Origin of the sequence: Williamsia soli (assembly GCF_017377795.1) — a bacterium.
Taxonomy (GTDB): Bacteria; Actinomycetota; Actinomycetes; order Mycobacteriales; family Mycobacteriaceae; genus Williamsia; species Williamsia soli.
In genome coordinates this window covers 98,611-110,364 of record NZ_JAFRDR010000010.1, presented here as the reverse complement: position 1 = coordinate 110,364, position 11,754 = coordinate 98,611, and the positions used below count along the sequence as shown (strand labels likewise).

At 64.8% G+C, this 11,754-nt stretch carries 10 protein-coding genes; 4 read left to right on the top strand and 6 right to left on the bottom strand.

The genetic code is table 11. The features are described 5' to 3' along the window. Positions 1-2: 2 nt before the first annotated feature. On the bottom strand, positions 3-1,493 hold the full coding sequence (locus tag J3S28_RS22950) for a bifunctional 3-(3-hydroxy-phenyl)propionate/3-hydroxycinnamic acid hydroxylase (RefSeq protein WP_207843259.1): 1,491 nt from the start codon (positions 1,491-1,493) through the stop codon (positions 3-5). Continuing rightward, entirely contained in the window at positions 1,478-2,818 is a 1,341-nt protein-coding gene (locus J3S28_RS22945; RefSeq protein ID WP_207843256.1) for a nucleotide disphospho-sugar-binding domain-containing protein, read from the bottom strand. The genes J3S28_RS22950 and J3S28_RS22945 overlap by 16 nt, the downstream gene beginning before the upstream one ends. Before the next feature lie 250 nt (positions 2,819-3,068). Between J3S28_RS22945 and J3S28_RS22940 the strand changes: the two genes are divergently transcribed. Then, positions 3,069-4,121 (top strand): type III polyketide synthase, encoded by a 1,053-nt coding sequence (locus J3S28_RS22940; RefSeq protein ID WP_207843254.1) that lies wholly within the window; start codon positions 3,069-3,071, stop codon positions 4,119-4,121. A gap of 55 nt (positions 4,122-4,176) precedes the next feature. Here the strand turns inward: J3S28_RS22940 and yidC are convergent, their stop codons facing one another. The 3 genes from yidC to J3S28_RS22925 form a co-directional block, all read right to left on the bottom strand. Beyond that, positions 4,177-5,103 carry a membrane protein insertase YidC gene (yidC, locus tag J3S28_RS22935; protein WP_207843252.1) on the bottom strand — a complete coding sequence of 309 codons (927 nt, stop codon included), beginning with the start codon at positions 5,101-5,103 and terminating at the stop codon, positions 4,177-4,179. A 120-nt stretch (positions 5,104-5,223) separates the two neighbouring features. Then, positions 5,224-5,538 (bottom strand): DUF6412 domain-containing protein, encoded by a 315-nt coding sequence (locus tag J3S28_RS22930; protein ID WP_207843408.1) that lies wholly within the window; start codon positions 5,536-5,538, stop codon positions 5,224-5,226. Between the two features lie 220 nt (positions 5,539-5,758). Then, positions 5,759-6,301, bottom strand: a complete 543-nt coding sequence (locus J3S28_RS22925) for a CGNR zinc finger domain-containing protein (RefSeq protein WP_207843250.1) — start codon at positions 6,299-6,301, stop codon at positions 5,759-5,761. An 88-nt stretch (positions 6,302-6,389) separates the two neighbouring features. Between J3S28_RS22925 and J3S28_RS22920 the strand changes: the two genes are divergently transcribed. Next, positions 6,390-7,475, top strand: a complete 1,086-nt coding sequence (locus tag J3S28_RS22920) for an EamA family transporter (protein WP_207843248.1) — start codon at positions 6,390-6,392, stop codon at positions 7,473-7,475. Here the strand turns inward: J3S28_RS22920 and J3S28_RS22915 are convergent. Then, positions 7,368-9,707: a thiamine pyrophosphate-binding protein gene (locus J3S28_RS22915; RefSeq protein WP_207843247.1), complete on the bottom strand. Its 2,340-nt coding sequence runs from the start codon at positions 9,705-9,707 to the stop codon at positions 7,368-7,370. The two genes, J3S28_RS22920 and J3S28_RS22915, sit on opposite strands and share 108 nt — an antisense overlap. 181 nt (positions 9,708-9,888) lie before the next feature. On the opposite strand from J3S28_RS22915, the gene J3S28_RS22910 reads away from it, so the two are divergent. Both J3S28_RS22910 and J3S28_RS22905 read left to right on the top strand, forming a co-directional pair. Further along, positions 9,889-10,584, top strand: coding sequence for a type 1 glutamine amidotransferase domain-containing protein (locus J3S28_RS22910; protein WP_207843245.1), 696 nt, complete (start codon positions 9,889-9,891; stop codon positions 10,582-10,584). A 177-nt stretch (positions 10,585-10,761) separates the two neighbouring features. Then, positions 10,762-11,733: a helix-turn-helix domain-containing protein gene (locus J3S28_RS22905; RefSeq protein ID WP_207843243.1), complete on the top strand. Its 972-nt coding sequence runs from the start codon at positions 10,762-10,764 to the stop codon at positions 11,731-11,733. Positions 11,734-11,754: the final 21 nt, after the last annotated feature.

The following is an 11,754-nucleotide window of genomic DNA, read 5'->3' as shown; positions in this document are numbered from 1 at the left end:
GGTCAGGTGATCGGGGCCGCCGCACACACCACCCGATCAGGTCGGATCAACACGGCGCGGGCCCCGTTGGTGTGCAACCACCGGCGCATCGCAGGTGCGGACGATCCGAAGTCGCCGACGTCCACGTGCCGCGCACGCACCGCCCGCGCCCGCCGCGCCAGTCCGCTATCAGGGCGGTCATCGGTGATCAGAACGTAACCGCGGCCGAGGATCTCGTCAGATCGCCGAAGCACGTCCTGTTCGTCCGTGGAGGTGAACTGGGGAATCGACCGCCCGACGATACGGCTCTGCCGCCGCAACCGTTCTCGCAGCCGGAGGCCACCGCGACCAACCCGCGGATAGATGAGGGCAGGGCCGGCCGATGCTGCTCCCGGTACGGAATCGACGCCGCGCATTGCAGTGTGAACCGCCGCCTGCACGGCGGCGCCCCGAACGCTCATCAGAGTCCCCACCAGCGTCGCCGCGACCACCGACCGCATCACATGCGGCTTGCGTTCGGATTCGTACGTGCCAAGTAGTCGGTCGTCGGCACAGCCGTCGAGCACGGCAGCCAGTTTCCACGCCAGGTTCATCGCGTCACGCTGGCCCGCGCCGAGGCCCTGCCCGATGAACGGCGGGGTGCGATGCGCTGCGTCCCCGAGAACGAACAGCGGACCCGATCGCCAGTGCCTGGCGACGCGCGCGGCGTGCCGGTACGTCGCGGTCCGCAGGATCTGGATGTCGGTGTCGGCATCGCCCAGCTGAGCACGCACCGAGCGCAGTGCCCACTCCTCGTCTACGTCGTCGCCGGCACCGGTATCGCTGTCCGACAGCCGGAATTCCCAGCGGTACCTGTCTTCTCCGATACGCATGAACGTCGACGCCTGCGCACCCGCGCACACCTGGTGCACGCCGGGCCACAGCTGCAGGTCGGCGGCACAACGCACATCGACCACCAACCAACGTTGCCTGAACGCGAGGTCGTATGCCTTCTGCCCGATGGCCGACGCGACGACGCTCGAGGCGCCGTCGCACCCGAGGACGAACTGCGAGGTGAGAACCTCGGGACCGCGCGCGCCGCGCACCTGAAGTCTTGCCACACCGTCGGCGACCCCGACCGATTCGACGTCGACACCCTCTCGCACGGTGACGGCCGGCTGTCGCGACACGGCGCCGCGCAGGGCCCGCTCGAGATCGGGTTGGTCGAACATCGTGCTCTCGCGCCAGCCGTGGTGTCCGTTCGGCGAACTTCGTGCGAACCTCATCAACACCCGCATTCGTGCATCGACCAGGTGCATTCCTTCTGCAGGCCGGCCGTGCGGACCGAAGTCGTCTGCGGCGCCCGCCGCTTGGAGAATCCGATACACTTCGTCGTCGATGTGCACAGCGCGAGGCAGCGGATACACGCCGCGATGTCGTTCGAGAATCGTGCTGGGGATGCCGTATCGCGCCAGCAGAGCGGCTGTCGTCAGGCCGGTCGGGCCGGCACCGACGATCACTACCTGGGAGGACACGGCGCAGGCATTCCGGAGGTGTGCTTCGGCGGCCTGTTCAACGCCGCACTGATGCCACGGGCTCCGTCGAGGACGGCCAGTTCTTTCGCCAGCGCCCGCGCGCGGTCCCGGTAGCCGGGATCGTCCAGTACCGTGCGCACCGCCCGCCGGATGACGGCCGGCCGGGTCGAGCGCAATCGAATTCCCGTGCCGGATCGCACGATCCGCGCGGCAACCTCGTTCTTGTCCTCCGTCGTCCCCGCAACCACGATGGGAACACCATGCCGCAGGGCGAAGTGCACTCCGCCCCAGCCACCGTTGGTGACCAGGACATCGGCTCGGGGCAACAACATGTCGAACGGGATGAACTCGGTCACGACGCCATTGTCGCCGGGTGCGCGAACTGCCTCCGGCGAGGGCCCGCCCGTCGTCGCGATCACCAACGCACGGGTGTGCGCCAACGCGGACAGTGTCGGTTCGACCAATCGGCCCATGTCACCGTTGTCGAGCGTGCCCTGCGTGACGACCACCACCGGGTCAGGTCCGTCGAGCCGGTGCCACCAGGGCGGGGCGGGGTGGGAACCGCCCGCAGTATCGAGCACCGGTCCGACGTAGTCGAGTCGCTCGTCGAGATCGCGCCGCGGATACTCGAAGGAGGGAGCGGTGAGAACGAAGATGTCGTCGGCGAGCAGTGGCCAGTCGAGGACGAACGAGCCCGCGTCGCGACCGACGGTTTCCTGCACCGCGGCGTCTGCAATCCGCTGAACCCGACGTAACACCACCCCGCGAGCACCCGCGGTCAGCAGTCTGTTCCGACGCATTCCCCACGGCGTGGTCGATGGTGCAAGACCCGGCCCGAACGGCGCGGTATCGCGGCTCGCCGCCATGAGGGGTGATGTGCACACCGAACCTATTCGCGGAGAACTCATCCGGGCAGAACCCGTTGGGGGCGAGCCGGCGTCACGGACGGTCAAGGTCGGCAACAATCCCAGGAAAAGGTTCTCGGCGAGCACCACGTCGACAGCACGTTCGGCGAGTACCTTCGTCACAGCCTGATGCTGGGCGACGATGTTTCTCGCGAAGAAGTTCTCGAGATCGTAGCGAGCTCGAAGGATGCCCGGTAACCGGGATCGGCCGGGAAACTGCCCGTCGAGATCGCGATCGTCGAAGTCCGAAGACACGGGTAGCGAAATGTGTTCCAGGCCGGCCTGCTGAACTCTCTCCCGAAAACGGCTGCCCGTCAGCATCACCACAGTCGAACCGTCACTGACGAGTTGTTTGCCGATGGTGATCATCGGTTGAACATGTCCGGTCAGCGGAGCGCTGCACAACAACACATTTCGCATCTGTCTTCGTCGTTCTCCTCGGGAGTTGCTCCGATTGTCACATGACAACGACCGTTTTCGGATTGCCGGAGACCTCTGTCCGACGGCACGGTCAAGCGAATGACTGACATCACGCCCAAACGTCCTGGTTTCGCCAACCCAAGGGTTGCCGAATCACATAATCGGACCTACGTTGGCTGCAACCTAGTTTGCATCGAGGCGAGACTACGGTTCCCGCAGGCTGTTTGAGACGAGATTCGGAAATCATCCCATGGTCACCGCTTACGTAAACCAGATCAGCACCGCAGTCCCCGAGCTCGACGTTCACGAGACCTTCGTCGAGTTCGCCCCAGCCCTGATCGACGCCCGCGGGAAGATGCTGCTGTTCAAGAGGATGGCCGATCGCGCCCACATCTCTCACCGCTGGTCTGCAGTCGAGGACCCGGTGGCCTTCTACGGCGACAATCCGAGCGACGTCGACACCGAAACCCGCATGATCGAGTACGAGGACAAGGCCCCCAAACTCGCACAACGCGCCGTGGACGGCCTGGGCCTGGGTCCAGCGGCCGACGACATCACCCATCTGGTGATCGTGACCTGCACGGGCTTCTATTCTCCCGGCATCGACTACGACATCATCAAGAACTGTGGCATCAGCCCCAACGTCGACCGGACGCAGATCGGCTTCATGGGTTGTTTCGCCGGTATCACCGGACTGAAGACCGCGAACAACATCGTTCGGGCGGATCCGAGCGCGAAGGTACTCCTCGTCAGCGTCGAGTTGTGCTCCGTTCATCTACAGAAGCCCAAGAGTCTCGAATCCATGTTGTCTTTCTTGATCTTCGGAGACGGCTGCGCGGCCGCCGTCATCTCGGCGGAGACCTCCGGAATCGAACTCGACACCTTCAAACAGGTCATGGTGCCGGACACCCGGGACCTCATCACCTGGCGAATCGGCAACGCGGGGTACGACATGGTGCTGTCCGGCAAGGTCCCCGGCCAGCTCGGTAAAGCGCTGAATCCCGGGAACGTGAAGCTGATCCTGGGTGGACGTACCCCGGACGACATCGACCTCTGGGCCATCCACCCCGGCGGCAGAACCATTCTCGATGCGGTCGAGAACGCGCTCGAACTCGACTCCGACGCACTCGCCGTATCACGCCACGTCCTCGACAACTACGGCAACATGTCCTCGGCGACAGTACTTTTCGTTCTCGCCGAGATGATGAAGCGCGCCGCTCAGGGCGGTCCCACAGGCATGGGCAGCGCCATGGCATTCGGACCCGGGCTCACCGCGGAAACGATGCTGTTCCGACTGGAGTGACGGCTGGGCCCCACCGACCGCGCCCATCCGACTGCCCTGGTCGCCCGCGCGGCACCTACCTTTTCCGACGCCGCCCCTCACCGGGCGCGGGCCGCGTCCGAGTAACAGGTCCAGCAGCCTTCAAGACGACCGCCTGTGCAGCAGTTTCTTCGGCATCGAGCCTGCGTAGAACGATGTGCTGTTGCGCCAGGGTCCAGCCATTGTTGGCCAGCCAGTAGAGCAAGATGGCGATCGGCAGGAACGGGCCCCCGACAATGGCACCCGCCGGAAACACCCACACGGCAAGGTTGTTCATCAAAGCGGACTGTGGTGAGTCGGTGACACCCACAGAACGGGCTCGGTTCGCGCGAGCGGTGAAATGCGTCGCGACCGCCGCCACCAGCATCAAGGGGATTGCCACCAGCGCGATCGCCAGGCGACTCACGTCACCGAACGCCTCGAGTTGTTCACTGGGCATCGTGATCATCGCCGACAGAGGAGCTCCGAACAGCTTTGCGTCGAGGAACGATTGCACGTCCGACGCGGAGAAGATGTAGTTCGGCGTGTTGGCGTTCTGCTCGATCGTCATCGAATCCGATCCGAAGAAGGGCATGTCGACGCCGCCACCGGTCCGGTTGAAGGAACGCAACACGTGATAGAGCCCGAAAAAGACCGGGATCTGAATCAACACAGGCAGACATCCGAGGAGCGGATTGACACCGTTGGCTCGCTGCAGTGCCTGCATCTGCGCCGCGAGCTTCTGCCGGTCCCCTCTGTGCTCGCGCCGCAACTCGCTGATCTGCGGGCCGAGTTTCTGCATCTGACGTTGGGTGCGAAATTGTTTGACAAAGGGTCGAATCAATACCGCCCGCAAGGTGAACACCAAAAAGATCACGGCCAGCGACCAGGCGATTCCGCTGTCGGGACTCTGCAGGACGAAGGCGAATACTTTGTGCCAGAACCACAGGATGGCGGACACGGGATAGCAGATTAGGTCGAGCATGGAAGAACCTCACTATGAGGCGCGTGTGCTGCGCTCCGGAGTGAGCACGGATGCACTGCGACGACGCGGCGATGGCCTACGAGGGAGAAAGATCTCGCGTCGACCAGCCCGCGCGTGAAACTAGGCTGGTCGCAGGCAACTTCCGGGTGCTCGAGGTCGTGGACGACCATCGGTGTCGGGGTTTGTCTGCCTGCGGAATGAGCCTCGCAGGCACCGCTCATCACTCGCCGGGCCGGTGTGTCCCACGACCATGAGGACGAGAACATCGCGCATGCGATGTAGTGCGATGGCCGACACCAGCAGGAGGGCAACCGAGGCGCCGACCGCAACGAGACCTGCTTGACCGTCCAGCGCGATCGGGGCGACCATGGCAAAGAACGTGCCGATGACGAAGGCGAGCATCCACCTGCTCAGCGCGCTCGCCCCGTCGTTCATGGGTCCGAACATACCGTACGAACCCGGTGGGCGATCAGGCGTTGTCGGCCCCGCGTGCAGCCCAGCCGCAGATGTTCGATGTGGTAGATCGCTTCGTCGAGGCTCGAACAGATGCTCCACTTCCAGAAGGATGCTCCGGTTCCAGGGCTCTGGAACTGGAGCGGATTGCTGAAAGTGGAGCAGATTTCGCTGCAGGATCAGGCACGGTCGGCGGGGTCGGTCAGGCTCCTGCCCGGCGACGGCGATACGCCGCCACGTGTGCCCGGTTGCCGCAACCACCATCACTGCAAAACCGTCTCGACCGGTTACGCGAGAAGTCGACGAACACTGATCGGCAGCCATCACCGGCACAGGTCTTGAGCCGTCCGAGTTGGCCCGTCCGGATCAGGTCGATGAGGGCCATGGCGTTCTCGGCGGCCATCCGGTCGGCAAGCGGGGCCTCGGCGTCGGTCACGTGAATGTGCCAGTCCCAGTGGTCATGCCGACTCAGGTAGGGACGCGCGTCGGCTTCCCGAAGGATGTCGTTGACCTCCTGCGCCACGTCGTCGACGTCCATCGACCACAGGGTGTCGAGCCGCTCCCGCAACTTCCGCACGGCCGCGAGCTCGGCCTCGTCTCCGTCACGGCGACCCGAATAGCCCTGCTCGTCAAGGTATTCGCTCAATTGCGATGCGGTGGTCATGGTGTCGACCTCGTCGCGACCGGTGTTGATCAGCGCGGCTGTCGCGATCAGCGCCAGATCGGTGTCATGAGCAAAAAGCATTTGACTCCTTACGTCTGATCGGCTTCACTGTAAGGAGTGTAAGCGATAACGGTACTGACTTGCAGGCGACCATCCCGAGGAGACCCCGGTGAGCAATCCATCCCTATCGGGTTCTGCCCGCAAGCCCGCGTACGGCGTGCTGGTCGCGGTGACCTCGGCGGTCTGTTTCGGCACGTCGGGCCCGCTCGCGAAAGGTCTCATCGACAGCGGGTGGTCGTCCGCCGCAGTCACCGCGGTCCGGCTCGGCCTGGGCTCTCTACTGCTCGTCATCCCCCTCATTCTTCTGCGTCGCAGACTCTTTCGGGAACTCGCCAAGTCTCCGCTCCTCGTGATCGCGTACGGCGTACTCGGAGTCGCGGTGGTGCAATTGAGCTTCTTCAACGCCGTCCGGTACCTCGACGTACCCGTCGCACTGCTGATCGAGTACTCGGGACTCATTCTCGTCGTGGCCTACGACTGGCTGATCCGCGGCCGTAAGCCCACGATCCTGACCATATTCGGTTGCGTCATCGCACTCACCGGTCTGGTGGTGGTGATTCTCGGAGGCAGCGGGATCGGCGACATCGATCCGGTCGGTTTGGTCTGGGCCATTGTGGCCGGTGTGGGATTGGCGAGCTATTTCATCCTCGCCACCGAAGACTTCTCCCGAACCGGCGGGAGTGTTGATCCCCTCGCACTCGCCGCCGGCGGTTTGCTGCTCGGCACCATCATGATCGCAGTCGCGGGGGCGGTCGGCCTGCTACCGATGTCGATGAGCACCGACTCCCCTGTGCTCGCCGACACCACGGTGCCCTGGTGGCTCGTGACGCTGGCCATCGCTGGGATCTCGACGAGCCTCGCGTACGTCACCGGCGTCACGGCGGTTCGTCTGCTCGGCGCGACCCCGGCGTCGTTTGTCGCATTGATCGAAGTGGTCGCGTCCGCAGTGGCGTCCTGGTGGCTGCTGGGTCAGACGATGGCCGCGGCGCAACTCGTCGGCGCCGCAGTGTTGCTCGCAGGGCTCGTCGCAGTCAACCTCGGCGGCAGACCTCGCGCAGGGTCCGACGAGTCGTCACCGCAGGACCTCTCAGTCGACCACATCGAGGGCAGCCGCGACGATGCCGTCTGCGTCGATCCCGTGATAGGCGTAGACGTCTTCGAGCGACCCGGTCTGGCCAAAACGACTGACCCCTAGGGCAACTCCCGGCACACCGTTGACGGTGGGGAGAAACGCGAGAGTGTGTGGATGCCCGTCCAGCACGGTCACCATCGGTGCCGCGCGGTGCGTCGCGAAGATCTGGTCGAGAATCCAGGTCGGTGCGTCACCGTGACCGCGACGGGCCTGCAGTGCCTCGAACAGCAACCCTGGGCTCGTCACGCAGATCACCTCTGCGGACACTCCCTGTTCCTCGAGGCGGTCTGCTGCCGCAAGGGTTTCGGTGATCACCGCCCCCATCCCGACCAGCGTCACCGCGGGCTGTCGCACGTGCCGCAGGGTGTAGGCCCCTGCGACCACCTGCCGTCGCCGACGCTCACGAGCAGCCGGATCGACCGGCACCTCGGCGAGCGACTGACTCACGGGGCGGGTCGACAGCCGCAGATACGACGACAAGCCACCCGGCCGGCCCAACCGTGCGATGCACGACAGGAGAACCCACTCCAGTTCGAGCGCGAACGCCGGCTCGTAGCTGACGCAATCGGGTTGCTCCAGGCCGATCGAGGGCGTGGTGATCGACTGATGAGCACCACCTTCGGCGGCGAGCGTCACACCCGAGGGTGTGCCGACGAGAATCGACTGGCCGCCGGCGTAGATGCCGTAGGACCACGGTTCCAGCGCACGGCCCACGAACGGGTCGTACAGGACTCCGATGGGGAACAGCGGCTGCCCCCATCGGCTCCACGTCGCGCCGAGTTCGCCGATCAACCCGACCAGGTTGGTCTCGGCGATGCCGAGCTCCATGTGCTGACCGGTCGGGTTCTCGGTCCAGTGCATCATCGTCTGCGCGTCGTCGGCGAACCAGTCCCGTCGCTCACTGGTGGACCAGACACCCACCTTGTTCAACCAGCCGGCGAGATTGGTGGTGGAACTGACGTCCGGACTGACTGTCACCACCCGCTCGGCGACGTCCGGTGACTCGCGGGTGAGATCGAGCAGTGCCCGACCGAGCGCGGCCTGGGTTGTCGATGTTCCCGACGGGGTGCGGCCGAAGTCGGTGGGTACCGTCGGAGGTGCCGACTCCGGGATAGGGTCGCGGCGCAATGCCTCCGCGGTGTGCAGGCAGAGCCGACCGGCACTGCCTGTCGATTCGAATCGCTGCCACGGCTTGTCCGGATCCATCCCCAGTTGTCTCGCGAAATCGGCGAATTGCTCGACGGTCAGCAGTGACGAATGGTTTTGGGGGTGGCCCTCGGTGGGCAGGGCGTGGCCTTTGATCGTGTACGCGATGACAATCGTCGGCCTGGTGTCGTCGATCTGCGTGAACGCCTCGCCCAGCGCATCGAGATCATGACCACCGAGGTTCCGGATCGCACTGAGCATTGTGGAGTCGTCGAGATCGGCTATGACGGACGCGACTGCTTCCGCGCCTGGACCATCCCCCGGCAGCCGGGAACGCACCTCGTCGGCGTCACAGCGCAACAGCCGCTGGTACTCGGGATTCGACATCTTCACGATGCGGGTTCTGAGGGCATCGCCACCGGGCCGCGCGAACAGCGACTCCAGGAGTGAGCCGAATTGCACGGTGATCACTTGCCAGCCGGCCGCGGAGAACATCTTCTCCAGGCGACCGGCGGCAATGTTCGGGACCACCCGGTCCAGCGACTGCCGGTTCATGTCGACGATCCAGACGATCTCGCCCATCTCCGCCACCGACGGATCACCGATCGCCTCCCAGACGGCACCTTCGTCGAGTTCCGCGTCACCCACGAGCGAATACTGCCGGCCCGTGCCCGCACCACCGAATGTCGTCTCGATGTATCGACGCGCCATCGCGCCCCAGATAGGTGCGGTGGCACCGATTCCGACAGATCCGGTCGAATAGTCCACCGGATCCGGATCTTTGACGCGACTGGGATAGCTCTGCAGCCCCCCGAACTCTCGCAGGGTCGTCAAGTACTTCTCGTCGAGTTCACCCAGCAGGTAATTGATCGCGTGCAGGACCGGAGAGGCGTGCGGTTTGACCGATACCCGGTCCCCCGGCCGCAGATGTTCGAACCACAATGCGGTCATGATCGAGGTGATCGACGCGCACGACGCCTGGTGCCCGCCCACCTTCATCCCGCTCTGATTCGGGCGAATCCTGTTGGCGTGATGGATGATCGATGTCGCAGTCCAGAGCACGCGCTGTTCGACCTCTCGCATCGCCGACGCGTGGTCGGGATTGTGTGACGACGTCGCGTCCACTGAGGCCTCGGCACTGTCTGTCATACGGTGATCCTGCCCTGCGCAGTCGAGCACGACAAGCACGTCGGCAATTGTCCGCGCCCGCGCCGCGGCCTCGTCGCATCCGGTCCGGGTTTGCCGATGGCGCCATCGGGTACCCGTCATCGTCTTTCCAGGTGCGGAGGACCGCTGTGTTCGCGCACGCGTGAAACCGAAGGAGTTCCTGATGGCGAAAATCTTGTTTGTGGTGACCGGGGCACGACACTGGACACTGGCCGACGGCTCGCAGCATCCGACAGGCTTCTGGGCCGAAGAGTTCGTGGCGCCCTACGAGGCGTTCACACAGGCAGGCCACGAGGTGGTGGTCGCCACGCCAGGTGGTGTGGTCCCGGTGGTGGATGAGGGCAGCTTGAGCCCCGATATGAACGGCGGCCAGGAGAACGCGGACGCGATCGCGGACAAGGTTCGGTCGAATCCCGCTTTGCAGCAAGTAGTTCCACTGGACTCGGTGAGCCTCGACGACTACATCGCGGTGTTCTACCCCGGCGGCCACGGTCCCATGGAGGATCTGGCGGTCGACGCGACCTCGGGCGCGTTGCTGAACGACATCATCGATTCAGGAAAGCCCCTGGGGGTGGTGTGCCACGCACCCGCCGCGCTCCTGGCTGCGACGCGGACCGATGGATCCGCCACCTTCGCCGGGTACCAGGTCACCGGGTTCTCCAACGCCGAGGAAGCTCAGGCCGGCCTCGCCGACAAGGCGAAATGGCTGCTGCAAGACCGATTGGTGGAACTCGGCGTCGACTACCAGGAGGGCGAGCCGTGGGAGCCGAAGGTCGTCGTCGACCGCACTCTCTTCACGGGCCAAAACCCGGCGTCGTCGGCCCCGCTCGCCGAGAAGATCCTCTCCGCCCTCGCCTGAGAGATGACAGTACCGGGGTATTTTCTGTCGTCGGCCGACGACCGACAGTCGTTCGTGGGATCATGAGGATGTGCGACCCGACACCCTGATGACGCAGGTGGCGACGTTCGCACGCTCACATATGAACCTGTCCGCCGCCGTGCAATCGGGGGCAGGCACCAGCGCCAGGACATCACCATGGCGCTAGTCTTCAGCACCTCCGACCTCGGACCTGCCCAGCGCGTCGAGGCCACCTGCGCCGCGATGCACGAGCAATCGGTGCCGTGCACCGTCGAACTGGAGAACCCCTCGGACGTCCGGGCCCGAATGGATGTCTGGCCCTACGGCAACGCGAACATCTTTCGTGCCGAGATGAATGGATTTCGACTGGTCCGAACGGCCAAACAGATCGCCACCGCTCCGGCCGAGATGTTCGCGATCGCCGTCCACGAGAAGTGCACGGGTAAACGGGAGCAATTCGGGGTCCAACGGACAGTGCCGGCCGATGAGCTGATGGTGATGGACCTCAATTCGCCCTACGACTACGTGCTGGAGGGTGGCGGCGCAGCACGCTGCCTCCACGTTCCGGTCGACGCTCTCGGATTGCCCCGCGAGGTGATCGAAACTGCCGCCGACCGGCTCCCCGCGAGTCCGCTGTATTCCATGGCCGTCCATCACATCGCCGAACTCACAGACAACGCCGACGCCCTGTCGGCCGACGTCGGTGCCGACGCCCTCGGCGAGGCCAGCATTGAACTCACCCGTGCGCTGATCGCCTCCGCATACGGTCTCGACTACGCCCGCAGCACTCTTGCCGAAATGTTGCTGCCCCGGATCCGCTCCTACGTGAAGCAGCACTTGGGCGACCCCAACCTGTCCATCGAGTCCATCGCCGCTGCCCACGACATCTCCCAGCGACACCTTTTCAAGCTCTGTGCGGCAGCCGGGTTCAGTCTCGAGCAGTGGATGATCAGCGAGCGGCTGACCCATGCCCGGGAGGACCTGTCCCGGGCGGCCCTGCGAGGGGTGTCCGTGACGACCATCGCCCGGCGCTGGGGATTCACCAACACGTCGCACTTCATCCGCCGGTTCCGCATGATGTACGGGCTATCCCCCGGCGCGTGGCGAGAACTCAGCGATGAACGCACGGTCGAGGCCGACGAGCAATGATCACACCCGAGAGAGCACAGG